The organism is Streptomyces sp. NPDC033131, from assembly GCF_055578365.1.
In genome coordinates, this window is record NZ_JBVIPA010000037.1 from 36,896 (window position 1) to 60,706 (window position 23,811).

18 protein-coding genes are annotated in these 23,811 nt (G+C 72.9%); 6 read left to right on the forward strand and 12 right to left on the reverse strand.

What is annotated here, in order from left to right; all coding sequences use genetic code 11:
- Positions 1 to 11: 11 nt before the first annotated feature.
- Positions 12 to 1,535, reverse strand: coding sequence for a type VII secretion protein EccB (gene eccB / locus ACZ5XS_RS34960; protein WP_468658193.1), 1,524 nt, complete (start codon positions 1,533 to 1,535; stop codon positions 12 to 14).
- A gap of 199 nt (positions 1,536 to 1,734) precedes the next feature.
- Here eccB and eccE point away from each other — a divergent pair, with 199 nt between their 5' ends.
- The 3 genes from eccE (at position 1,735) to ACZ5XS_RS34975 (ending at position 7,186) form a co-directional block, all read left to right on the forward strand.
- Positions 1,735 to 3,072 carry a type VII secretion protein EccE gene (eccE, locus tag ACZ5XS_RS34965; RefSeq protein ID WP_468658195.1) on the forward strand — a complete coding sequence of 446 codons (1,338 nt, stop codon included), beginning with the start codon at positions 1,735 to 1,737 and terminating at the stop codon, positions 3,070 to 3,072.
- 5 nt (positions 3,073 to 3,077) lie between these two features.
- Positions 3,078 to 3,854 carry a hypothetical protein gene (locus ACZ5XS_RS34970; protein ID WP_468658197.1) on the forward strand — a complete coding sequence of 259 codons (777 nt, stop codon included), beginning with the start codon at positions 3,078 to 3,080 and terminating at the stop codon, positions 3,852 to 3,854.
- Between the two features lie 344 nt (positions 3,855 to 4,198).
- Complete coding sequence (locus ACZ5XS_RS34975) at positions 4,199 to 7,186, forward strand: SCO5717 family growth-regulating ATPase (protein WP_468658199.1); 2,988 nt, start codon at positions 4,199 to 4,201, stop codon at positions 7,184 to 7,186.
- Between the two features lie 64 nt (positions 7,187 to 7,250).
- Here the strand turns inward: ACZ5XS_RS34975 and ACZ5XS_RS34980 are convergent, their stop codons facing one another.
- From ACZ5XS_RS34980 to rimP, 9 genes are all read right to left on the reverse strand, one after another.
- Positions 7,251 to 8,207 (reverse strand): bifunctional riboflavin kinase/FAD synthetase, encoded by a 957-nt coding sequence (locus tag ACZ5XS_RS34980; protein ID WP_468658201.1) that lies wholly within the window; start codon positions 8,205 to 8,207, stop codon positions 7,251 to 7,253.
- A gap of 148 nt (positions 8,208 to 8,355) precedes the next feature.
- Positions 8,356 to 12,063, reverse strand: coding sequence for a trypsin-like peptidase domain-containing protein (locus tag ACZ5XS_RS34985; RefSeq protein WP_468658203.1), 3,708 nt, complete (start codon positions 12,061 to 12,063; stop codon positions 8,356 to 8,358).
- 328 nt (positions 12,064 to 12,391) lie between these two features.
- Positions 12,392 to 13,297: a tRNA pseudouridine(55) synthase TruB gene (gene truB, locus ACZ5XS_RS34990; protein WP_468658205.1), complete on the reverse strand. Its 906-nt coding sequence runs from the start codon at positions 13,295 to 13,297 to the stop codon at positions 12,392 to 12,394.
- Positions 13,294 to 13,740, reverse strand: coding sequence for a 30S ribosome-binding factor RbfA (rbfA, locus tag ACZ5XS_RS34995; protein WP_468658207.1), 447 nt, complete (start codon positions 13,738 to 13,740; stop codon positions 13,294 to 13,296). Before rbfA ends, truB begins: the two co-directional genes overlap by 4 nt.
- A gap of 39 nt (positions 13,741 to 13,779) precedes the next feature.
- Positions 13,780 to 14,073 (reverse strand): DUF503 domain-containing protein, encoded by a 294-nt coding sequence (locus ACZ5XS_RS35000; protein WP_217234567.1) that lies wholly within the window; start codon positions 14,071 to 14,073, stop codon positions 13,780 to 13,782.
- A gap of 154 nt (positions 14,074 to 14,227) precedes the next feature.
- Positions 14,228 to 17,395 (reverse strand): translation initiation factor IF-2, encoded by a 3,168-nt coding sequence (infB, locus tag ACZ5XS_RS35005; RefSeq protein ID WP_468658209.1) that lies wholly within the window; start codon positions 17,393 to 17,395, stop codon positions 14,228 to 14,230.
- Positions 17,396 to 17,542: 147 nt separating this feature from the next.
- The gene (locus ACZ5XS_RS35010; protein ID WP_217234569.1) at positions 17,543 to 17,821 is read right to left on the reverse strand and encodes a YlxR family protein; all 279 of its coding nucleotides are present in this window, start codon (positions 17,819 to 17,821) and stop codon (positions 17,543 to 17,545) included.
- Between the two features lie 90 nt (positions 17,822 to 17,911).
- Entirely contained in the window at positions 17,912 to 18,898 is a 987-nt protein-coding gene (gene nusA / locus ACZ5XS_RS35015) for a transcription termination factor NusA (RefSeq protein ID WP_217234570.1), read from the reverse strand.
- A 2-nt stretch (positions 18,899 to 18,900) separates the two neighbouring features.
- Entirely contained in the window at positions 18,901 to 19,410 is a 510-nt protein-coding gene (gene rimP, locus ACZ5XS_RS35020; protein ID WP_468658211.1) for a ribosome maturation factor RimP, read from the reverse strand.
- Between the two features lie 203 nt (positions 19,411 to 19,613).
- Between rimP and ACZ5XS_RS35025 the strand changes: the two genes are divergently transcribed.
- Genes ACZ5XS_RS35025 through ACZ5XS_RS35035 form a run of 3 tightly spaced genes read left to right on the forward strand, consistent with a single transcriptional unit; the run spans position 19,614 to position 21,565 of the window.
- The gene (locus tag ACZ5XS_RS35025; RefSeq protein ID WP_468658213.1) at positions 19,614 to 20,165 is read left to right on the forward strand and encodes a hypothetical protein; all 552 of its coding nucleotides are present in this window, start codon (positions 19,614 to 19,616) and stop codon (positions 20,163 to 20,165) included.
- Positions 20,162 to 20,629, forward strand: coding sequence for a ferritin-like domain-containing protein (locus ACZ5XS_RS35030; protein ID WP_468658215.1), 468 nt, complete (start codon positions 20,162 to 20,164; stop codon positions 20,627 to 20,629). Before ACZ5XS_RS35025 ends, ACZ5XS_RS35030 begins: the two co-directional genes overlap by 4 nt.
- A gap of 27 nt (positions 20,630 to 20,656) precedes the next feature.
- A complete protein-coding gene (locus ACZ5XS_RS35035) occupies positions 20,657 to 21,565 on the forward strand; it encodes an aminoglycoside phosphotransferase family protein (protein WP_468658217.1) in 909 nt (302 codons plus the stop codon).
- A gap of 15 nt (positions 21,566 to 21,580) precedes the next feature.
- Here ACZ5XS_RS35035 and ACZ5XS_RS35040 read toward each other — a convergent pair whose 3' ends face one another.
- Both ACZ5XS_RS35040 and ACZ5XS_RS35045 read right to left on the reverse strand, forming a co-directional pair.
- On the reverse strand, positions 21,581 to 21,784 hold the full coding sequence (locus ACZ5XS_RS35040; RefSeq protein WP_468658219.1) for a hypothetical protein: 204 nt from the start codon (positions 21,782 to 21,784) through the stop codon (positions 21,581 to 21,583).
- A 231-nt stretch (positions 21,785 to 22,015) separates the two neighbouring features.
- Positions 22,016 to 23,725 carry a proline--tRNA ligase gene (locus ACZ5XS_RS35045; RefSeq protein ID WP_468658221.1) on the reverse strand — a complete coding sequence of 570 codons (1,710 nt, stop codon included), beginning with the start codon at positions 23,723 to 23,725 and terminating at the stop codon, positions 22,016 to 22,018.
- Positions 23,726 to 23,811 lie beyond the last annotated feature (86 nt).

Here is a 23,811-nt window from a genome sequence, read left to right on the forward strand (position 1 = left end):
GCCCGCACCCCTCAGGAGCCCTGCGGCTGGCGTGCCGCGGTGGTCGACAGGCGTGGGCCCGTGGGCAGGAACTCCGACCAGGCGGCGGGGACCGGTGCGGGGTCCACCTCCTTGTAGCCCAGTCGGGTCTGGGCCTGTTCGGCCTCCTCCTGGGCCTGCTTGCGCTCCTTGGCCGTCGTACCGATCCCGGAGTCGCCCGTGCCGCTGTCGGCGTTGGACTGCAGTACGTAGCGCAGGCCGGTGTCGGTGACCAGGAAGACGGGTCCCGCCTTGGTCTCCTTGCCCTGGAACTGGCGGTAGAGCTGGCCGGAGCCGGGCGTGACGTAGGCGCTGGAGGAGCCGGTGGGGAGCTTGGCCGGGAAGTCCTTGCCCGCCCATGTGCTCAGCGTCGTCGCGCCGGAGCCGTTCACGTCGCGCAGGACGTTGCAGACGGTGCTGCGGCTGCCGGCTGCGCCGGAGGCCTCGTTGACGGGCTGGGGGTCCTCGGTGGGCCAGCGGTGTTCCGTGCCGAACGGCTTGCCCGGGACGATCGCGCCGGGGCCCATCTCCTTGGCCTGACCGGCCTGTCCGAGGGAGGCGAGGTCCTCGCTGAACAGCAGGAGCTGGGCGACGAAGGCCGAGATGGGGGCGACCCGGCCGGGCAGCACCACGTAGTACTGCTCCGTGTTGTTGTCGAGCGCCTTGAGCACCATGCCGACCTTGTTGGTCGACTCGTCCAGCTGGCCGGGGGCACCGGCCGCGGTGCCCGCCTGGTCGGCGATCTCCGGGAAGGAGATCGCGTCGCCCGTGTGCAGGGTCTCCAGCCACTCCTTGGACACCTTCTGCGGCTCCCGGCCGGAGCCGACGACGGCACGCAGCAGCAGTTCGTCGCTCTTGTCGATGGGATACGCCCGTCCGCTCGCGTCCACGACATAGCGCTTGCCGTCGGGGCTCGCCACGTAGAGAAGCTGACCGCCCGTCAGCTTCTCGCCCTTGCCCTCGGTCGCCTTCATGTCGCGGGAGGCGAGGACCAGGGCCGCCTTCTGGATGGACTCGCCGCCGGCGCTGGGCCGTTCACAGACCACCCAGCGCTTGTCGCTGCCCGCCTCGGACGCCGACGGCAGGCGGTCGGGCGCGTACGGGATGCCAATGGTGACGCCGTGCGGAATCTTGCCGTTGTCGAGAACGGACTCGGAGACGGTCACGACCTCGCCCTGGCCCTGGTTCAGGAGCAGCTTGGCGGACGCCATGTTGAGAACCGGGTGCAACTGGACCTGGCCGGTGGTCTTCAGGACGACGTACCGCGTGGTCGAGTCGCTGGCGATGATCACTTTGGCGTTGGGGACGTTCCAGCCCTTGGGCGCGGTGGGCTTGAACATGCCCCACGCGCCGAAGCCGGCGATGACGATCACGCCCACGACGATGCCGGGAAGGATCGAGCGGAGCGGGCGGGGCGCGCCCTCCTCCGAGCCGTCGGGCGACGACTGCAGGAAGGCCGCGAGCATGCGGCGCTTCGCGAAGGTGTAGGCATTGAGCTGATCGCGCCGAGATGCCATCTGTGCCTGTCTCTCCCCGTGTTCACATGGGCCGCGCTCGCCGGGGTGACGTGGTCCCCCGCCTCCGATGTCAGAGCGGCCCCCTACTATGCCTGGTATCCGCGGGGACTTGCGGAGCGGGTAGGGTACGCGGGCCTTCAAAGGCCTTGTGTGGTGCTGAAATGCCAGTGAGTTGTGAGTAAAACGGGGGGATGGAGTGATGGCTTCCGGAACACGCGCCCGGTCCCGCGGCCGATCGCGGTCACGGGGCTCCTCGGCGCCCGGACAGACACCGGCAGCGCCCCGGCGGACACCGCCGCCGCGGCCGGCGACGCCGGGCGCGCTCCACCTCAGGGTGCGTTCGGGTCAGGCCGGGGCATTCCGGCTGCAACGGGTCGTCCTGCTGGAGATCGCGCTCGCCGTCGTGCTCGTCGGGTGGGTGATCGATCCCGTCGCCCTGGTGGCCGCGGCCGTCGTCGCCGTCTGCCTGGTGCTGCTCTCCTTCTTCCGCCGCCGCGGCCGCTCCCTGCCCGAATGGCTGGCCACGGCACGGGCGTTGCGCGCACGGCAGCGCCGGGCCGCGAGCGGGCCGATACCGGAAGGTACGGAACCGGGTCTCGCGCCGGCCGTGGAGTGCGACCCGACCCTGCGGACGTACACGTACGCCGGGCGTGACCGCAGGCCCGTCGGAGTCATCGGGGACGGCACGTTCGTCACCGCGGTCCTGCAGGTGGAGGCCGACGCCACCGCCCTGCGGGCCGAGCGGAACCGGCAGCCGCTGCCGCTCTCGCTGGTCTACGACGCCCTGGGCGTCGACGACATCAGGCTGGAGTCGGCGCAGGTCGTGCTGCACACCCAGCCCGCGCCCGCGCTGCACCTGCCCCAGCAGTCCGTGGCCGTCGCCAACTACGCGCCCCTGCAGGAACAGACGGGTGCGCCGGCCGTGCGGATCACCTGGATCGCGCTGAAGCTCGACCCGGAGCTGTGTGCGGAGGCGGTGGAGGCGCGCGGCGGCGGTCTCGTGGGGGCGCAGAAGTGTGTCGTACGCGCCGCCGACCACCTCGCGAGCCGGCTGACCGGAGCGGGCTTCCGCGCCACCCTGCTCGACGAGGAGGAGCTGACCTCCGCCGTCGCCACCTCGGCCTGCGCCAACCCGCTGGTGACGGCGGAGGCGGGGCGGACGGACACACGGGAGCGGCGGACCGAGGAGTCCAGCCGGAGCTGGCGCTGCGACAACCGAAGGCACACCACGTACTGGATCCGCCGGTGGCCGTCGCTGGGAGGCGAGAGGGCACCCTCACTGCCGCAACTCGTGGCGCTGGTCACGGCCGTTCCCGCACTCGCCACCACCTTCAGCCTCACGCTGACGCGCGGGGAGCGCCAGGAGGTCTCCGTGTGCGGACACCTGCGGGTGACCGGGCGCAGCGACGACGAACTCGTGGCGGCCAGGAGGGCTCTGCAGGGTGCGGCCCGGCACACCGGCACCGGCCTCGCCCGCCTCGACCGGGAACAGGTGCCCGGCATGCTCGCCACTCTTCCCCTCGGAGGTGCCCGGTGACGGCGATGACCACGCGCGCGGGCCAGGCCGCCACCGGCCGCGGCGAATCCCCGGCCTCCGGCCCGCAGCGGGCGCGCGAGCTGCTGCGCAGCGGCTTCGGGCTCATCGGCCCGCGGCACGCGCGGCACTCCCTGCCCGCGGAGCAACTGGACGCGCTCACGCTGCCCATCGGGGACGACGGCGTAGTCATCGGCGTGGACGCGGACGGCCGTCCGGCGGTTCTGGGACTCAACCGGCCGACGCCGTACGACGTCGTCCTCATCGGCGGTCTGTGGACCGCCCAGGTCATCGCGCTCAGGGCGGCGGCGACCGGCGCGCGTGTCGCCGTGGAGACGGGGCGGCCGCAGGCCTGGATGCAGATGGTGCACGCGATGGGCGGCGGGCAGAACGGCCTGGCGGTGTACGAGGTCGGCCGGGTGCCCCCGCAGGGCACCTCGGCCGGCACTCCGGTGCTGGTGGTGCGGGACTGCGGCATGCGCCCGCCGCGCGGTCGGGTGGTCTCCGGCCCCTGGCAGGCGGTGCTGACCCTGCTGCCGTATCTCAGCCCGGTGGCCCCGCGGCTGCTCAGACAGGCACGGCTCGTCGGGGTGCAGCGCGTCTCGCCGGACGAGGCGGCGGAACTGGGCCGTACGATGGCGTTGCCCCGGGCGGAGAGGGACGCGCTGCCGGGCCTCTCCGACGGGCTCACGCTCTGGTGCACCGACCGCGACCGGCAGTACGTGTTGACGCAGCCCACCGACGCCGAGATCGGATTGTTGGGTATGCCTCGGAGGATGGACTGAAACAGCCATCACTTGGCGCGAATTGACCATTCGGGGACGATTGTTCCACTTTGCCGTACGGCAGCACACCCGTTATCGGGCGGTTTGTTCGCCGAAATTGGCGTGAAGCACGGCACTTCGGGGACGGTGGTGATGCCGAAGGCGGGCCTTGAGCTATGGATGGGCCTGCCGAGGTGGGTCGCGTGGTGATTAGGCTGGTACCGGGCGCGATGCCAGAACCCCGTTGACCGGGCGTCGGCGCCCGAGGGGGAGCCGGTGGATCGGACGACCTCGAACGACTAAGGCCGACAAGTATTGGTCGCCCCGGCACGGCATGAGGGTGCTCGACCACACCAGGAGGAACTGTGAGCAGCGATCGGGACGGGATCCGCGGGGGCTGGGCCACACCCGACGATGACCAGCCCGACGCCGAGTCCGCCATCGAGATGACGGGCGAGTTCACCATCGACTATGCGCCGCCCGCCTGGTACACGCAGAACGCGGGCGACACGGCGTCGGGACAGGGCACGGCCGGCGGTGCCTCCGGCGCCCCCGCGGCCGCTCCGCCACCGGCGGACAACGCCTTTGCGCCGACGGCTCCGACTCCGCCTCCGGCGCCCGGGCCGACGCCCCCGCCCGGGCCTTCCGCGAGCGGCGGCTTCGAACTGCAGCAGCCGCAGACTCAGCCGGAGGAACACGGGCCGAGCCAGGGCCAGGGGCAGGGGCAGGGACAGGGACAGGGGCCGGCACAGTGGGCTCCGGCCGCGCCCGACGCTCCTGTTGCGCCGCCCTCGCCGCCTTCTCCGCCCGCCCCGCCGGTCGCCGCCTCGGCGCCGCCTGTCACCCCGGCTCAGCCCGGCCCTTCCCCGTCCCCGCCCCCGTCGCCTTTCCCGACGTTCGGCGCGGACGAGTCCGGCGACGGCGATCTCGAGAGCGGCGCGACCATGCGGTTCTCCGCCGCCTCCCTGAAGCAGGAGATCGCGGATCTCGCCGCCGCGGCCAACGCCCAGCAGACTCCCGAGGCCGGCGAGCGCGAAGGCGAAGCCCCGGCGACCGGTTCCGCCGAGGGATCTGCTGCCGTCGCTGCGGCGCAGTCCGGCGACGGTGACGGCGATTCCGACGGTACGACCGCGGACTCGGGCCGTGCCCAGGCCGGCACCGATGACGGCGTGGCCGTCTCCGACGCCCCTTCCGCCGCCGACTCCGATGACGACGCGGACAGTGCCGACGACGCGGAGGCCCCGGCCGCCGCCTCCGACAGCGCCGCCACAGCGGCGGACAGCGAGGCCGGGGGCGCGCCGGCAGCGGACGCCGGTACGTCAGCGGAGCCTTCCGGCGCCGACGCCGCTCCGCAGGGCGCACCCTCCGCCTGGACGCCCCCGCCGGCGCCGCAGAGCGGTGTGCCGCCGCTGCCGCCGTCGTACCAGCCCGCCGCTCCCGCGGCCGCCCCGCAGTGGCCCGCGCAGCCGCAGCCGGACCCAGCGGCGTCGGCACAGCAGCCGCCCTTCCAGCCGCAGGCACCGCAGCCCGCGCCGAACGCCTGGAACTCGCCCGCCGCACCGACACCGCCCAGCCCGGCGGCCCCTCCGGCCGCGCCGCAGCACGGCTACGGCTCCCCGCACCCCGGCCCGCAGGGCCAGCAGCCGCCCGCCGCACAGGGCGGGTACGGCTTCCCCCAGCCGCCGGCCCCCAACGCCCAGGGCGGGTACGGCTTCCCGCAGCCCCCTGCGCCCAACGCCCAAGGGGGGTACGGGTTCCCGCAGCCCAACACCCCGGCCCAGCAGCCTCCCGCCGCCCAGGGCGGCTACGGCTTCCCCCAGCCGCCCATGCAGCAGGGCCGGCCGGGCCAGCCGGCGAACCCCGCGCAGCCCCATCCGGGCCCTCCGCAGCAGCATGACGGCCAGGCCCCGCCGTTCCCCCAGCACGCGCAACACCCGCAGCACCCTCAGCAAGGTCAGCCGCCCCAGCCACCGCAACCGCAGCCGCAGCCGCAGGCCGTCGATCCCCGCACCGGTGCCGCCTGGCCCCAGGCCGTCCAGCACGACCAGCGGCAGCCGGCCAACCCCGGTGCCGCACCACTCGGTTACACCGCGGCCGTGGAGCTGTCCTCCGACCGTCTGCTCAACAGCAAGAAGCAGAAGGCGAAGAGCAGCCGCCCGACGGCCGGCGGCAAGTTCAAGATCGGCGGCAAGAAGGAAGAGGCGGAGCGGCAGCGGAAGTTGGAGCTGATCCGCACGCCGGTGCTGTCCTGCTACCGGATCGCCGTCATCAGCCTCAAGGGCGGCGTCGGCAAGACGACCACGACCACCGCGCTGGGCTCCACGCTCGCGACCGAGCGGCAGGACAAGATCCTCGCGATCGACGCCAACCCGGACGCCGGCACACTCGGCCGCCGGGTGCGCCGCGAGACCGGGGCCACGATCCGCGACCTCGTCCAGGCGATCCCGTACCTCAACTCGTACATGGACATCCGGCGGTTCACCTCCCAGGCCGCGTCCGGCCTGGAGATCATCGCCAACGACGTCGACCCGGCCGTGTCGACCACGTTCAACGACGAGGACTACCGGCGCGCGATCGACGTGCTCGGCAACCAGTACCCGATCATCCTCACCGACTCCGGTACCGGCCTGCTCTACAGCGCCATGCGTGGTGTGCTGGACCTCGCGGACCAGCTCATCATCATCTCGACGCCGTCCGTGGACGGTGCGAGCAGCGCCAGCACCACCCTGGACTGGCTGTCCGCGCACGGATACGCCGACCTCGTCTCGCGGTCCCTCACGGTCATCTCCGGGGTCCGCGAGACCGGCAAGATGATCAAGGTCGAGGACATCGTCAGCCACTTCGAGACGCGCTGCCGCGGAGTAGTCGTCGTCCCCTTCGACGAACACCTCTCGGCCGGCGCCGAGGTGGACCTCGACATGATGCGGCCGAAGGTGCGGGAGGCGTACTTCAACCTCGCCGCGATGGTCGCCGAGGACTTCGTACGGCACCAGCAGTTGCACGGCCTGTGGACGGCCAACGGCAACCCGCCCCCGGTGGCGGCCCCGCCGATGCCGGGACAGCAGCAGATTCCGGGACAGCCGTACGCCCAGCCGGGACAGCCCGGACAGCAGCCTCCGTACCCGCAGCAGCCCCACCCCGGTCAGCAGCCCCCGCCCCACCAGCCGTACCCCCAGGGCCAGCCCTACGCCCAGCCGGGACAGCCGCCCGCCGCGCCGGGGCAGCCGTATCCGCAGCCCGGGCAGCAGCCCTACCCGCAGCAGGGCTACGGCTATCCCCAGCCGGGGCAGCCGGGCGGGCAGGGTGGGCAGGGTGGACAGACCCCTCCCCCACCACCGCCCCAGCAGCAGTAGGCGCACACGAAAGGGCGGCCGGTACCCGACAGGTACCGGCCGCCCTTCGACGTCGTGGCGAGTCCTACTCGGCGGTCTCCGCAGCCGCCACCAGCTCGCGGCACCGCTTCACGTCCTCCGCGATCTGCACGAGCAGCGCGTCGAGCGTGTCGAACTTCGCCTGGCCGCGGACGAAGGCGAGGAAGTCGACGGCGACGTGCAGGCCGTACAGGTCGAGGCCCACGCGGTCGATGGCGTACGCCTCCACCGTGCGCTCGGTGCCGTCGAACTGCGGATTGGTGCCGACGGAGATCGCGGCGGGCATCGCCTCGCCCTGCGTGTGCAGCCAGCCGGCGTACACGCCGTCCGCGGGGATCGCGGTGTGCGGAAGGGTCTCGACGTTCGCCGTCGGGAAGCCCATCTCGCGGCCGCGCTGGGCACCGCGGACGACGATGCCCTCCACCCGGTGCGGCCGGCCCAGGATCTCGGCGGCGCCTTCGAGGTCGCCCTCGGCGACCAGGCGCCGGGTGAGGGTCGAGGAGAAGGGTTCGCCGCCGCCCGCCGAGCCGGACACGTACAGGTCGACGACCTCGACCTCGAAGTCGTAGACCTTGCCCTGTTCGGCAAGGAACTCCACGTTCCCGGCGGCCTTGTGGCCGAAGCGGAAGTTGGGGCCCTCCACGACCGCCCTGGCGTGCAGCTTGTCGACCAGGACCTTGACGACGAAGTCGGCCGGGGACAGCTTCGAGAACTCCTTGGTGAAGGGGAGGATCAGGAGCGCGTCCACGCCCAGCTCGGCCATCAGTTCGGCGCGGCGGTGGTGCGGGGCGAGCAGCGGCGGGTGGCTGCCGGGGCGGACGACCTCGCTGGGGTGCGGGTCGAAGGTGACGACGACGGCGGGAACGCCCAGCTCACGGGCATGATCCACGGCATGCCGGATGATCAGCTGGTGCCCGCGGTGGACCCCGTCGTAGGAACCGATGGTGACGACGCTGCGCCCCCAGTCCTCGGGGATGTCCTCCAAGCCACGCCAGCGCTGCACTGTGACTGCTCCTCGTCGCAAACTCGTCGAACCCGTGTCCGTGGTTGTCTCTCACGCACGTATGTCTCACGCAGGTCTAAGGGTGCCATGCCGGGTGCTTCCAGCCCGCATCGGCATGGGCGCTGTGACCCGGCGCACGTGATCCCCGTCAGGCGGGCACCCGTACGCCCGCCAGATTCTCGATCATCCGGCGGGCGCTCGGCCCCACCACCGCCGCCCATTCCTGCGGTGTCTCGGTCAGCCAGCCGGCCACCAGCGCGGCGAAGCCGGGGACCTGCCGCCCGAGGTCGACGAGGCCGCGGTCGAAGCAGGTCGCGCCGTCCGGGGTGCGGACGAGGAGAAGTCCGGTCCGGTGGACCAGGCCGCGCGTGACGAGCGGGTCGTCGACGCGCGAGGCGGCCGCGCGCAGGACGGCGATCAGGACGCCGGGGTCGTGTTCGCGGGTCAGGAGGAGTTCGAGGAGCTCCTGGCGCAGCGGGCGGGAGGCGGGTGCTCCGGAGGCCGCGAGTACGGTCGCGAGGTCTGCCCGCACCCCCTCGGGGCCGCAGTCCAGCAGGCCGGTGACCAGGGGCAGCAGGACCGCGCGGGCAGTGGGACCCTGGTCCAGCCGCCGGTCCACGTACGCCGCCACGTCCCCGGCCATCTCCGGGCGCCGCTCCGCCGCCTCCCGCACCAGCGCGGCGATCCGGCGGCCCAGTGCGGGCGTGGTGACGTCGGCGAGCGCGCGCAGCACCGCCCCGGCGTCCGGGCGGCGCAGCCGGGCCCGGAACGCGTCGAGCACCGGGTCGGGGTGGGTCGCCAGGGCGGGCACCAGCGCACTCGGCGGCACCTGCGGGTCACCGGCCACCAAGCGCCCGAGCGCCTGCGGCAGATGACGGGCCCGGGTGTGCGGGTCCCGGACGAGCAGGGCGAGAGCGCCGCCGTGCAGGGTGCAGTCGGCGGGGCGGGCGAGCAGGGCGAGAGCGGCGTAGCGCAGCAGTTCGCGGTCGGCCTCGGTGCGCACGTGGGGGGCGGCGCGCAGTCCGTACGCCACCGCCGCGACCCGCCGCGCGGGCCGCTCGTCGTGCGTCCACCGGTCCACGGCCCGGCACACGGCCGACGGCTCGTCCTCGGACAGTACGGCGAGCAGTTCGTCGGCCCTGCCGTGCGCACTGTCGACGAGCACTTCCGTCAGGTCGTCCAGCGCCCGGTGCCGGTGCGTGTGCAGCAGCGCCTGCGCGGCCCTCGCCACGGTCGCGTGCGGGGTGGCGGGCAACGGGCGTTCGTCGTCGAACCAGCGGACGAGATGCGGTTGTACGGCGGCGGGGTCGGCGACGAGCAGCCGGGCGACCGCGTCGAGGAACCGAGGCCCGCCGGTCTCGTGCGGCGGGCCGTCGGCGAGGACGAGCCGGCGCAGCAGGTCGAAGCGGGTGTCCTGCGGGAGCGGCAGGGCGGTCCAGAAGTCCGGCCCGAACTCGGTGGGCAGCTCTCGCTCCTGCTGCCGCCAGGCCACCATCCGGTCGGTGAGCAGACGGAGGAGGGGGATGTACGGCGTCGCGTCCGGCACGCAGGGCAGGACCTCGGCGATGAGGCGGGCGGCCCACCAGTTGTCGGGTTCGGCGTCGAGCGCGTGCACCAACTCGTCCAGGCGGCCGATGAGTTGACCGGCTCCGTGCTGGCGGGCGAGGAGCAGCAGGGCTTGGACGACGGGGCCGATCCGGTGGTGCGGCACGGGGAACGGGCGGTCGCCGTCCGGGTCGGCCGGGCGGTGGACCAGGGCGCGCAACGCCTCGTCCAGATCGAGGTGCATGCCCTGGATCCAGTCGGCGAGCTCCTCGTGGGCGAAGCGGTAGCCACCGCCGGCGGGGACGAGAAGGCCCTCGGTGAGGACGGCGGAGGCCCAGCCGGTGCCGCCGCCCAGCCTCGCGGGCGCCTGCCCCCACGGGAACACCGCTTCGAAGGACTCGCGGCCCAGCTCGCCCTGCCCCGGGCCGAGGCTGCGGCGGGCGGCCTCGTGGACCTGTCCGGAGACCCGGGCGGCCAGGCGGCGTACGGCGGTGCCGCGCAGGCCGTTCTGCGCGGCCAGGCGGACGGCGATGCGCAGGCACATGAGGTCGAGGTGGGCCGAGAAGACGTCGTGGCGGTCGAGGCGGGTGTCGGGGGCGTCGGGGTGTGCGGCGCGGATCTCCGAGAGGAGGCGGAGGGTGAGGGGGTGCCGGGCGTCGGACTCCGCGAGGACGCCCTCGGGGATGCCGTACCGCGCCCGTGCCAGGCGGGCCTCGTCGTCCTCCAGGTCGCCGAGGTGGACGCACGGTGGGACGGGCTCGGGCCTGCGACGGGCCGGGGCGTCGTACGTCAGCTCCGCCGGAAACCTCACCCCCTCCCAGTACTCACTCCGACACGCCACCACCATCCGCACCCCGGTCTCCCGCAGCCACGTCGCCGTCCCGTCGGTCCACTCCGCGAGGCGGTGGGCCAGGACCGGCGGCATCTCCTCGGGGCCGTCGAGCAGGAGCAGGAGGGGGCGCCCCGCACGGTGGGCGAGGCGGGCGAGGCGTTCCGGGGTGGTGTCGCCGAGGTCCGGCCGGACGGGGTCCGACGCGGCGACGATCCGGGCGGCCCGCGCCAGCGCCCGTCGCGCCGCGTCCGCCACCGAGTCGTCGTCGTCCTTCAGGTCCGCGCCGCGCAGCCACACCGTGGGCGCCGGTTCCGCGGAGCGGTGACGGCGTGCGGCCAGGGCGGCGAGCTCTGTCGTACGGCCGCTGCCGGGCGCCCCGACGAGCCCGAGCACGGCGGCCGGGCCCTCGAGGAACGCGGCGAACGCCGCCGCCGTGACGGCCCGTTCGACCGGCTCCACCGCGCCGGGCCCCCTTGTCCCGGCGCCCACCTGCACTCCACGGGCGCGCCCCCGACCCGGGCCGGCGCCCGGCACAGGACAACCAGCCCCGACCCCGGCCCCGAGGCCGTCACCGGACCGAGCCACACCAGACCCGCCCACCTCCACCCCCGCACCCGCGCCCGGACCCGGACCCGCCGAGTCCGCGCCCGGCTCGCCGGCCCCGACCCCGGCCAGCACCCCCACCGGCCCGTCCTGCCCCACCGAAGTCGCCGTCAGCTCCAGCACCCCGGCGAGGTTGAGGTCGACGCCGTACGCGGGGACCGTCGCCGCGTTCTCGGCCAGCAGATCCGCGAGGGGCCCGCTCGGCGCCGGGCGCAGCGGTACCGCGAAGCCCACGTCCCGGTGGCCGCTCTGCAGTGCGGTGCCGAGGACGCCGACCACGGCGCCGGTGCCGGCGTCGAGCACCGGCCCTCCGGCGGCACCGCCGCCCAGGCGCAGCGCGTCCCGCCCGGCCGTGCCGATCGCGAGCTCCAGGGCGTCCCCGAGGTAGTGGAAGCGGTCGGTGGCGGTGTACGTCACGGGGGTCGCGCCCAGCACCCTCGCCTCCCGCCAGCAGCCTGCGGGGACGCGCACGTAGGTGCCGGTCTCGATCCGGTCCCGCACGGTGACGGGCAGGGGATCCACGCCGAGGCCTGCGGTGCGGACGAGAGCGAGGTCCAGCTCGGGCAGCGGGGTCACCGCGTCGGCGGTCACCACACGGCTGCGGTCCCCGGCGGCGTACAGGACGAGCCGGGAGAGGCCGTCGACGGTCTCGTGGCTGGTGACGACCGTGCCGTGGTGATCGGCCACGAAGCCGGTGCCGCGGGGGCGGCCGGCGAGGTCGTGGATGTGGACCAGAGAGTCGTCGCGCCCGGGCCCCTCCCCCGGTTCCTCCACAGCGGGACGCTGTCCGCCGCGCGTGTGCCGGGAACCGTCGTCCTGCTGGGTCGGACGTGCGGTGCCACGGGCGTCGCCGGTCCGCGGGCCCCGTCCCGCCATGGTCGAACCTCCCCGCCGTACCCGAGCGCGTGCCCAGGGCCTGCCTCGGATGAGCTCTCGGACCCTGATGAGCCGAGAAAGAGGCCCTGACCTCGACGTTAGGCGCGAGGCGATCAGCCGGACAGATCGTCCGGCGAACGCGCCCCCTTCCGCTCCCCCGGTTCACTCCGAGCGCCTGCCCGGTCGGGTGAATGGACGGGGGCGGCTGGATACACCCTAGGGGTGGGGGAACCGAGGGGGGACCGTGGAGCGGCGGCAGCGACGACCCCGTGATCGCCGCTCCACGGTCGGCCACCGCGCCATGCGCGGGCCGGCCTCGGCGCGAACGTCAGCCGAATACGGCGAGGCTCTTCGCCTTGCCCTTGTGCTCCTCGACGAGGGCGAGGAAACGGCCCTCGGGGTCGAAGACGGCCACGGCGCCCACGCCGGTGTACTCGTCGGACATGTCGAGCCGGACGCCGTTGGTGAGCAACTGGGCCCGCCTGGCGTCCACGTCCCAGCGCGGGAACGCGGCCGCGGCGGCCTCGGCGATCGGCATCACCGTGAGTTCCTGCTGGTGCTGGTCGAGGGTGCGGGCGGAGTCCAGCTTGTACGGGCCGACGCGCGTGCGGCGCAGCGCCGTGAGGTGCCCGCCGACGCCCAGCCCGGCGCCCAGGTCGCGGGCGAGGGCCCGGATGTACGTGCCGGACGAGCAGACCACCGACACCACCAGGTCCAGGACCGGGGTGCCGTCCTCGGCGACGGCGTCCCGGACGTCGTACACCGCGAAGGACGAGACGGTGACGGGCCGGGCGGGGATCTCGAAGTCCTCGCCCTCCCGCGCCCGCTTGTAGGACCGCACGCCGTTGATCTTGATGGCGCTGACCTTGGACGGCACCTGCATAATCCGGCCGGTCAGCTCGGCGATACCCGAGTCGACGGCGTCGCGGGTGACCTTCGAGGCGTCGACCGACCCCGTGATCGCGCCCTCGGCGTCGTCGGTCAGGGTCGTCTGCCCCAGGCGGATCGTGCCCAGGTACTCCTTCTCGGTGAGCGCGAGGTGCCCGAGGAGCTTGGTCGCCTTCTCGACGCCGAGGACGAGCACGCCCGTCGCCATGGGGTCGAGGGTGCCGGCGTGGCCGACACGGCGGGTCCGGGCGATGCCGCGCATCTTGGCGACGACATCGTGCGAAGTGAAGCCCGACGGCTTGTCGACAATGACAAGGCCGTCGGGCGTCCGGGTCTTCTCGGTCATTCGGCGGCGTCGTCCTCGTCCTCGCCCGGCTTCTTGTACGGGTCCGCCTCACCGGCGTACTTGGCGCCGGCCGAGACCTCGCGCACCTTCTCGTCGGACTGGCGTGCCTTGTCGAGGAGGTCGTCGATGGTCTTGGCGGTGTCGGGCAGCGCGTCGGCCACGAAGGTCAGCGTCGGGGTGAACTTCACGCCCGCCGCCGCACCGACCGCGGAGCGGAGCACGCCCTTGGCGCTCTCCAGTCCGGCGGCCGCGGCCGCCCGCTCCTCGTCGTCCCCGTACACCGTGTAGAAGACGGTCGCCTCCCGCAGGTCACCCGTGACCCGGGTGTCCGTGATGGTGACGTGCGAGCCGAGCCGCGGGTCCTTGATCCCGCGCAGCAGCTTCTTGGCCACCACCTCCCGGATGAGGTCCGCCAGCCTTTTCGCCCGCGCGTTGTCGGCCACTGGTCCGTCTCCCGTTCTTTCTTCTTCTACGTTCCTGGGTCAGTCGTCGTCGCCGTGGAAGCGCCGCCGCACGGACAGCAGTTCCACTTCGGGGCGTCCGGCGACCAGCCGTTCACACCGGTCCAGTACGTCCGTCACGTGCCCCGCGTCGCCGGACACCAGCGCGAGGCCGATACCGGCCCTGCGGTGGAGGTCCATATGGTCCACCTCGGCCGCGCTCACCGCGTACTTGCGCTGCAGTTCGGCGACGATCGGGCGGACTACGGAGCGCTTCTCCTTCAGCGACCGTACGTCGCCGAGGAGGAGGTCGAAGGACAGCGTCCCCACATACATGTGTGTAACCGGTTCACCCGCCGGTACGGGATCGATGGCCCCGCCATCCTTGTGGCGGGGACATCCGAACCGTACAACGAACGGCCGGGGCCGATCGACGGAAATACTCTCCGTCGACCGGCCCCGGACCGGACCGTCTCGGAAGTCCGAGCGCTTACGCGCGCGGCTTCTCCCGCATCTCGTACGTCGCGATGACGTCGTCGATCTTGATGTCGTTGAAGTTGCCGAGGTTGATACCGCCCTCGAACCCTTCGCGGATCTCGGTGACATCGTCCTTGAAGCGGCGCAGACCGGAGATGGTGAGGCTCTCCGCGACCACCTTGCCGTCGCGGATGAGGCGCGCCTTGGTGTTGCGCTTGACCTCGCCCGACCGGACCAGGACACCGGCGATGTTGCCCAGCTTGGACGACTTGAAGACCTCGCGGATCTCCGCCGTACCGAGCTCGACCTCTTCGTACTCCGGCTTCAGCATGCCCTTCAGGGCCGCCTCGATCTCCTCGATCGCCTGGTAGATGACCGAGTAGTAACGGACGTCCACGCCTTCGCGCTCGGCCATCTGCGCGGCACGCCCTGCGGCGCGCACGTTGAAGCCGATCACGATGGCGTCCGAGCCCATCGCCAGGTCGATGTCCGACTCCGTGACCGCACCGACACCACGGTGCAGGACGCGGATGTCGACCTCTTCACCGACGTCGAGCTGGAGCAGCGAGGACTCGAGAGCCTCCACCGAACCGGACGCGTCGCCCTTGATGATGAGGTTGAGTTCCTGCACCAGACCGGCCTTGAGGGCCTCGTCCAGGTTCTCCAGGGAGAACCGGACACCCCGGCGGGCGAAGTTGGCGTTCCGCTCACGAGCGGCGCGCTTCTCGGCGATCTGGCGGGCCGTACGGTCCTCGTCGACGACGAGGAAGTTGTCGCCGGCGCCCGGGACGTTGGTGAGACCGAGGACGAGGACCGGAGTCGACGGACCCGCCTCTTCCAGGTTCTCGCCCGTGTCGTCGAGCATCGCGCGGACACGGCCGTACGCGTCGCCGACCACCATGGTGTCGCCGACCCGCAGGGTGCCTCGCTGGACCAGGACGGTCGCGACGGCACCGCGGCCACGGTCGAGACGGGACTCGATCGCAATACCCTGCGCGTCCTGCTCCGGGTTGGCCCGCAGGTCGAGCGAGGCGTCCGCGGTGAGGACCACGGCCTCCAGGAGAGCCTCGATGTTGAGGCCCTGCTTGGCGGAGATGTCGACGAACATGGTGTCGCCGCCGTACTCCTCGGCCACGAGGCCGTATTCCGTCAGCTGACCGCGCACCTTGGTCGGGTCGGCACCCTCGACGTCGATCTTGTTGACCGCGACCACGATCGGCACGTCGGCCGCCTTGGCGTGGTTCAGCGCCTCGATCGTCTGGGGCATCACACCGTCGTTGGCCGCCACCACGAGGATCGCGATGTCGGTCGACTTGGCACCACGGGCACGCATGGCGGTGAACGCCTCGTGACCCGGGGTGTCGATGAAGGTGATCTTGCGCTCTTCGTCGTTGACCTGAGTCGTGACCTGGTACGCACCGATGTGCTGCGTGATACCGCCGGCCTCGCCCGCGACGACGTTCGTCTTGCGGATGGTGTCGAGGAGGCGGGTCTTACCGTGGTCGACGTGACCCATGACGGTCACGACCGGCGGACGCGCGACGAGGAACTCCTCGCCACCCTCGTCCTCGCCGAACTCGATGTCGAAGGACTCGAGCAGCTCGCGGTCCTCCTCCTCGGGGCTGACGATCTCGAGGACGAAGTTCATCTCGTCCGCCAGGAGCTTCAGCGTCTCGTCGGAGACGGACTGCGTGGCAGTGACCATCTCGCCGAGGTTCATCATCACGCCGACGAGCGACGCCGGGTTCGCGCCGATCTTCTCGGCGAAGTCGGTGAGGGAGGCACCGCGCGACAGGCGGACGGACTGTCCGTTGCCACGAGGCAGCATCACACCGCCGACCGACGGGGCCTGCATGGCCTCGTACTCCTGGCGCCTCTGCCGCTTCGACTTGCGACCGCGACGCGCGGGACCGCCGGGACGACCGAAGGCGCCCTGCGTGCCACCACGACCGCCCGGACCACCGGGACGACCACCGAAGCCGGGACGACCGCCGCCGCCACCGGGACCACCGGGACGACCGGCGAAGCCGCCGCCACCGCCACCGGGACCACCGGGACGACCGGCGAAGCCGCCGCCGCCACCGCCGGGACCGGCCGGACGACCGGCGAAGCCGCCGCCGCCCGGACGACCGCCGCCACCGCCACCGGGACGACCTGCGCCGCCCGGACCGCGACCCCCACCGGGGCCACCGCCGGGACGCGGGCCGGCAGCGGGACGCTGCGGCATCATGCCGGGGTTGGGACGCGCACCGCCGGGACCGCCGCCGGGACGCGGGCCGCCGCCCTGCGGACGGGGCATGCCGCCGGGGCTGGGACGCGCGCCGCCCGGGGACTGCGGACGGGGACCGCCCGACGCGCCCTGGGGACGGGGACCGCCCTGGCCCTGGCCCTGCGGACGCGGAGCGCCGCCGGGAGCACCGGGGCCACCAGGGCCGCCGGGACGCGGGGCACCGCCCGGACGGGGCGTCTGAGGACGCGCCATGCCGGTGGAGCCACCGGAGGTGAAGGGGTTGTTGCCCGGACGGGGACCGGCCGGACGGGCACCGCCGGGACGCGGCGACTGGCCACCCGGACGCTGCGCGCCGGCGGGACGGTCACCACGCTCGGGACGCTCGGGACGGTCACCACGGCCCTGGCCGGGACCGGCCGGACGAGCGCCCGGACGCGGAGCCTGACCGGCCGGACGCGGAGCGCCCGGACGGGGGCCGGAGCCGGTGCCGGAGCCTGCCGGGGCACCCGTGCCGGAGCCGGAGGCCGCCGGTGCGGCGGGAGCCGACGGCGGCGCCGTGAACTCGGGCGTGGTCGGAGCCGGAGACGCCGGGGCGGGCCGCGGCGCGGGCTTCGGGCCCGGAGTGGGACGGGGGCCGGAAGCGGCCGGCGCGGCGGGAGCCGCGGGCTGCTCGGCGGCCGGCTTGGGAGCCGGCGGGCGCGGGGCAGCCGGACGGGCTGCCTGCGCGGGAGAAGGCGCACCCGGCCTGGCCGGGGCGGACGTGCGTGCGGAAGCGGGCTTGCCGCCTCCGTTGCCCTGCTGGAGGGCGTCAGTCAGCTTGCGTACGACGGGTGCCTCGATCGTCGAGGAAGCCGAACGAACAAATTCACCGAGTTCTTGGAGCTTGGCCATGACGACCTTGCTCTCCACCCCGAACTCCTTGGCGAGTTCGTATACCCGGACCTTAGCCACTTCGCTCCTTTTAGGTCCGGGTTGCGTCCGGACCGTCGCTACTTCATGGGCGTACTCATCGCGTGCTCATCGAGTGCTCATCGCAATCTCGACCTACTTCCAACTCGCGGGGTACCAGGGCCGCACGGGGGTTCCGTGCGACGCGTCTTACGGTGTTGCCTGCTCGACGTAGTGGCGCAACGTCGTGGTGTCGAGTGCTCCCGGGGCGCGCAACGCCCTTGGGAACGCCCGGCGACGTACCGCCAGGTCGAGACAGACCAGGGCGGGGTGCACATACGCACCCCGGCCGGGCAGCGTACCGCGATCATCGGGGACGCATTCGCCCTCGACTGCCACGATGCGCAGCAAATCCTTCTTGGCCGCTCGCTCCCGGCACCCCACACAGGTGCGCTCAGGGCATGCGCGGGCTCGCGTCCGGCCAGACACTCTTAAGTCTACCTCCCCGCACCGACCTCACCCGTTGGGGGCAAGAATCGAACGGATGTTGTCGTGATCTAAGCGACCTGCGGCTTGGATCTATTCCCCGGGCTGTTCGGTGTCCGGACGGATGTCGATCCGCCAGCCGGTCAGGCGGGCCGCGAGGCGGGCGTTCTGGCCCTCCTTGCCGATCGCCAGGGACAGCTGGTAGTCGGGCACCGTCACGCGCGCGGACCGGGCGGCCATGTCCACGACCTCCACCTTGGAGACGCGGGCCGGTGACAGCGCGTTCGCCACCATCTCGGCCGGGTCGTCCGACCAGTCGACGATGTCGATCTTCTCGCCGTTCAGCTCGGCCATCACGTTGCGCACCCGGCCGCCCATGGGGCCGATGCAGGCACCCTTGGCGTTCAGACCCGAACGGGTGGACCGCACGGCGATCTTCGTACGGTGGCCGGCCTCGCGGGCGATGGCGGCGATCTCGACGGACCCGTCGGCGATCTCCGGCACCTCGAGGGCGAAGAGTTTCTTCACCAGATTGGGATGTGTGCGGGACAGGGTCACGGACGGACCGCGGACCCCCTTCGCCACCCGGACGACGTACGACCGAAGGCGCATTCCGTGCGGATACGTCTCACCGGGGACCTGCTCCTGCACCGGCAGGATGGCCTCCAGCCTGCCGATGTCGACGAGCACGTTCTTCGGGTCGCGGCCCTGCTGGACCACGCCGGTGAGGATGTCGCCCTCACGGCCCGCGAACTCGCCGAGCGTCGCGTCGTCCTGGGCGTCACGCAGGCGCTGCAGGATGACCTGCTTGGCCGTGGTGGCGGCGATGCGGCCGAAACCGGTCGGAGTGTCGTCGAACTCGCGGGCCTCCTGGCCCTCCTCGAGGTCCTCGGGGTCCTCCTTCGCCCACACCGTCACGTGGCCGGTCTCCCGGTTGAGCTCCACGCGCGCGTGGCGGCGGCTTCCCTCGGTGCGGTGGTAGGCGATGAGGAGGGCCGACTCGATCGCCTCGACCAGCAGGTCGAAGGAGATCTCCTTCTCCCGTACCAAGCCCCTCAGGGCACTCATGTCGATATCCACGGCTACGCCTCCTCTTCTTCCGTCATGTCGTTCTTGTCCTTGCGGTTGAACTCGACCTGCACACGGGCCTTTTCGACGTCCTCGAAGGCGAGTCTGCGGCTGGTGGCCTTGCGGCCCTTCACGCCGGGCACTTCGAGGTCGAGGCCCTCGTCGTCGACCTTCAGGATCCTGGCCACCAGTTCGTCGCCGTCGGTCAGCTGGAACTTCACCAGCCGGTCGACGGCGCGCAGGTAGTGCCGGTGTTCCTTGAGGAGGCGTTCGGCGCCGGGGGTCCCGACTTCGAGGGTGTACTCGCCCTGGCCCATCGCGTCCGTCTCGTCGAGCTTCGCCGAGAGCGCGCGGCTCACATCGGCGATCTGGTCGAGGTCGGCGCCGGTGTCGGAGTCGACGACCACGCGCAGCACACGCTTGCGTCCGACCGAGTCCACCGCGATCTCCTCGAGATCCAGGCCCTGGGAGCTGACGAGCGGCTCCAGAAGTTCTCGCAGCCTCTCGCTCTGGGTGGTGCTCATCCGGGTGACTCCTCGGCCGCGTGTGCTGTTGTGGGTGGGTCGCGTGTCTGGTGAAAGGGTATCCGGTCCAGGGGTGTGTTGCCGTCCACCTGCGCCGGGGCGGTGCCGCTGAGTGGTGCCGGGCCGGTGCGCGGGTACCGTGATCACCGGCGGGGCCGCCCTCCCGCCCACGTGTTCGTACGAGCTCCCCGAGGACGTCTGACGTGCCGTACCCCCCACCGCCGCGCACCCCCTCGGGGACGCGCCGAAGAACCGTGCTCGCCTCCGCCGGGGCCGTCCTGCTGGCGGGCTGCTCCACCGGCTCGAAGGACTCCGACGGCGAGACGGGCGGCAGCCCGTCGGTCGCCGAGCGGGCACGCGCGCGTGCGGCCGGCGAGAGCACGGGGCTGGTGGAGCGCTACGACGCCGTGATCGCCGTGCATCCGGCGCTGGCGGAGCGGCTGGGACCGCTGCGGGCGGAGGTCGTCCGGCATGCGGAGGCGTTCGGTGCCTCCCGGCAGGCGTCCCCCCGCGCCTCGCAGACCTCCGCTTCCGCGACGCCCTCCGCTTCGGCAGCGCCCTCCGTCTCCCCGTCGGCCGCCGTGCCCGCGGACGAGAACGACGCCCTCGCCGAACTCGCCGCCGCCGAGCGGACGCTCGCGGACCGGCGGGCCACGGCACTGCTCGACCTGCCGGGCGAGCTGGCCCGGTTGCTGGCCTCGGTGGCGGCGGCCGGGGCGGCGCACGCGTACCTGCTGACGGAGGGGGCGAAGTGAAGGAACGGGAACTGAAGGCCCTCCAGGCCGCGCTGGCCGCCGAACACGCGGCGGTGTACGGCTACGGGGTCGTCGGCGGCCGGATCCGCGAGGACCGTCGCACGGAGGCGAAGGCGGCCTACGACGCCCATCGGGCACGGCGGGACGCGCTGGTGCGCGACGTGCGGGACCAGGGCGGCACGCCGGTGGCCGCGGCCGCCGCGTACGCGCTGCCCTTCCCGGTGCCGGACTCGGCCGCGGCCGTACGGCTGGCCGCCGAGCTGGAGGAGCGGGTGGCCGGGGTGTACTCCGATCTGGTGCGGGCGGCCGGGGACGAGCGGCGGGGCACGGCGGCCGGGGCGCTGCGGGAGGCGGCGGTGCGGGCGGTGCGCTGGCGCGGCGGGAGCGTAGCCTTCCCTGGGCTCGCCGAGCGGGCGGCGACAAGTTCGGCAGCGGGCCCGCCGTCGGCGACGCCGACCGCTTGACGCGTACTGGAAGGAAACAACTCGCGCATGGCTTTCGAACCGCCGCAGCGTCTGGTGAGGGCCCTCGGCGAGACGGCACCGGACGGTGACGACTGGTTGCAGAGGTTGCCCGAGGCGGCCCGGCGGGCCGTCGCGGTGCGCGAGTTGACCGTCGAGCGGGTGCAGCTGCCGGGCGGGCGCAGCAGCCTGGTGGTGTTGGTGCGGCGGCCGGACGGGACGCCCGCCGTGCTCAAGCTGGCCCCGACCCGGGCCCGCCCGGAGAGCGAACGCGCCGCGCTCGCGCACTGGGGCGGCCTGGGCGCCGTACAGCTCCTCGAACCCTTCGCGGCAACGGGCGTCCTGCTTCTCGAGCGGCTGCATCCGGACGTGTCGGTGCGGTCGCTGCCGGAGGCGAAGGCGCTGCTGGAGGCCGCCGGGACGCTGCGGCGGCTGTGGGTGGAGCCCCCCGCCGACGAGGGCGCGCACGTCTTCGAGACGGTGGCCGAGCGGACCGGACGGCAGGCCGAGGTGATGCGGGCGAGTGCCGGTGCCGACGCGGAGGTGACCGCCCTGGTGGACGCGGCGCTCGCGGCCCGTGAGGAGCTGCTGGCCGCGCCGCCCGAGGACCGGCTGCTGCACGGGACGTTCCGGCAGAGCAAGGTGCTCGCCGGTGAGCGGTCGCCGTGGCTGGCCGTGGGGCCGGACCCGCTGGTCGGCGAGTGCGCGTTCGATCTGGCGCGGCTCGTCCGGGACCGGGTGGAGGATTTGATCGCCTCGCCGTCCGGAGCGGCGACGACCCGGCGCCGGGTGAAACGGCTCGCGGAGTCCCTGGACGTCGACCAGGAACGGCTGCGGGGGTGGACGCTGTTCCGGGCCGTGGAGTCGGGGGTGCGGGCGCGACGGGTCGGACGGCCGCAGGACGCGGAGCTGCTGCTGGAGTTCGCGGGCTGGCTCTGACTGCTCGCGTCGACGTCAGGCAGGGGCCGCCGCACCGGCCGGCTGATCGCAGGGCCGGCCGGCGCAGGACGCGGGCGGTGTCGGCGAGACCGCAGCGGTCGGCGGGGAGTGCGGCGAGAGCACGCCGACGCCCATGAGGCCGGCGTCCGGGCAGAAGCGGGCGGCCTCGACGGCCGGGATCCAGGTGCCGTGGTAGCCGCCGTTCGGGACGGCGCACACGCCGTCGAGGCGTCAGCGGCCGGCGGGCGGGATGCCGAACGGCTCTTTCCCGGCCCGGACTTCACGTCCCGGCACGTGGACGGTGCACAAGGCACTGCCCGGCTGGGCCGGTGTCCCGGCGGAGCGGAACCAGCCGGCACCGTGGCGGCGTCATGGCCGTACCCTTCGTAGTCCTGCTGACGCTGCGTCAGGTACTCCGTCGGGTACGGCCCTGAGGAATTGCCCCTTACGTCACGCGTTCGTCGCGGTCAGGCGGGCGATCGCCTCCTCGACCGTCAGCTCCTCGCGCTCACCGGTCCGGCGGTCCTTCAGCTCCAGCACGCCCTCGGCGGACCGCCGTCCGGCCACCAGGATCTGCGGTACGCCCATCAGCTCCGAGTCCGTGAACTTCACGCCCGGGGAGACCCCGGCCCGGTCGTCCACCAGGACGCGGAGGCCGGCCGCGGCCAGCTTGTCGGAGACGTCGAGGGCGAGTTCGGTCTGCAGGGCCTTGCCCGCGGCGACGACGTGCACGTCGGCCGGGGCGACCTCCGCCGGCCAGCACAGGCCCTTGTCGTCGGCGGTCTGCTCGGCGAGGGCGGCGACCGCGCGGGAGACGCCGATGCCGTAGGAGCCCATGGTCACGCGGACCGGCTTTCCGTTCTGGCCGAGGACGTCGAGCTTGAGGGCGTCGGCGTACTTGCGGCCCAGCTGGAAGATGTGGCCGATCTCGATGGCACGGTCCAGCTTGAGGCCGGTGCCGCACGCGGGGCAGGGGTCGCCCTCCTGCACCACGACGACGTCGACGTACTCGCCGACCTCGAAGTCACGGCCCGCGACGACGTTCTTCGCGTGCGTGTGCTCCTTGTTGGCGCCCGTGATCCACGCGGTGCCCGGCGCCACGCGCGGGTCGGCGATGTACCGGACCTTCTCCAGGCCGAGCGGCCCGACATAGCCGCGGACCAGGTCCGGGCGGCCCGCGAAGTCCGCCTCGGTGACCATCTCGACGGTGGCCGGGGCGAAGTGGGCCTCGACCTTGCCCAGGTCGACCTCGCGGTCGCCGGGGACGCCGACGGCCACGATCTCGCCGTCGACCTTCACGAGGAGGTTCTTCAGGGTGGCGGAGGCCGGGACGCCGAGGGAGGCGGCGAGGGTCTCGATGGTCGGGGTGTCGGGGGTCGGAATCTCCTCGGCGGCCGGGACGCCGGAGCCGTCCACCGTCTTCAGCTCGTACGTGATCGCCTCGGTGTTGGCCGCGAAGTCGCAGTTCGGGCAGTCCGCGAAGGTGTCCTCACCGGCTTCGGCCGGGGCGAGGAACTCCTCCGACTTCGAGCCGCCCATCGCCCCCGCGGTCGCGGCACAGATGCGGTAGTCGAGGCCGAGGCGCTCGAAGACCTTCTGGTAGGCCTGGCGGTGCAGGGCGTAGGACTGGGCGAGGCCCTCGTCCTCGGTGTCGAAGGAGTAGGAGTCCTTCATCAGGAACTCGCGGCCGCGCAGGATGCCGGCGCGGGGGCGGGCCTCGTCGCGGTACTTGTGCTGGATCTGGTAGAGGATGACCGGCAGGTCCTTGTAGGAGGACGCCTGGTCCTTCACGATCAGCGTGAAGATCTCCTCGTGGGTAGGGCCGAGGAGGTAGTCGCCGCCCTTGCGGTCCTGCAGTCGGAACAGCTCGGGGCCGTACTCGTCCCAGCGGCCGGTCGCGTCGTACGGCTCACGCGGCAGCAGCGCGGGGAGCAGTACCTCCTGGGCGCCGATCGCGTCCATCTCCTCGCGCACGATCCGCTCCACGTTGGCGAGGACCTTCTTGCCGAGCGGCAGCCAGCTCCAGATACCGGCCGCCGTGCGGCGGACGTAACCGGCGCGGACGAGGAGCTTGTGGCTGAGGACCTCGGCGTCCGCCGGGTCGTCGCGCAGCGTCTTCGCCATCAACTGGGACATGCGCTGGACCGGTGCCTTGGCCATGGTTCTCGTACTCCTGCTGCTGGGGTGCCCCCTCTGGGGGAGGGTGATGGCAGGAGGTTATCCGGGCGGCCGATCCCGGTGGAAAT

Bases quoted from the DNA above. Each gene is read 5' to 3' on its own strand.
- ACZ5XS_RS35000 (WP_217234567.1), bottom strand. From the start codon at position 14,073: ATGTATGTGGGGACGCTGTCCTTCGACCTCCTCCTCGGCGACGTACGG.
- ACZ5XS_RS34985 (WP_468658203.1), bottom strand. From the start codon at position 12,063: ATGGCGGGACGGGGCCCGCGGACCGGCGACGCCCGTGGCACCGCACGT.
- rimP (WP_468658211.1), bottom strand. From the start codon at position 19,410: ATGAGCACCACCCAGAGCGAGAGGCTGCGAGAACTTCTGGAGCCGCTC.
- eccB (WP_468658193.1), bottom strand. From the start codon at position 1,535: ATGGCATCTCGGCGCGATCAGCTCAATGCCTACACCTTCGCGAAGCGC.
- ACZ5XS_RS35035 (WP_468658217.1), top strand. From the start codon at position 20,657: ATGGCTTTCGAACCGCCGCAGCGTCTGGTGAGGGCCCTCGGCGAGACG.
- eccE (WP_468658195.1), top strand. From the start codon at position 1,735: ATGGCTTCCGGAACACGCGCCCGGTCCCGCGGCCGATCGCGGTCACGG.
- ACZ5XS_RS35045 (WP_468658221.1), bottom strand. From the start codon at position 23,725: ATGGCCAAGGCACCGGTCCAGCGCATGTCCCAGTTGATGGCGAAGACG.
- truB (WP_468658205.1), bottom strand. From the start codon at position 13,297: ATGACCGAGAAGACCCGGACGCCCGACGGCCTTGTCATTGTCGACAAG.
- ACZ5XS_RS34970 (WP_468658197.1), top strand. From the start codon at position 3,078: ATGACCACGCGCGCGGGCCAGGCCGCCACCGGCCGCGGCGAATCCCCG.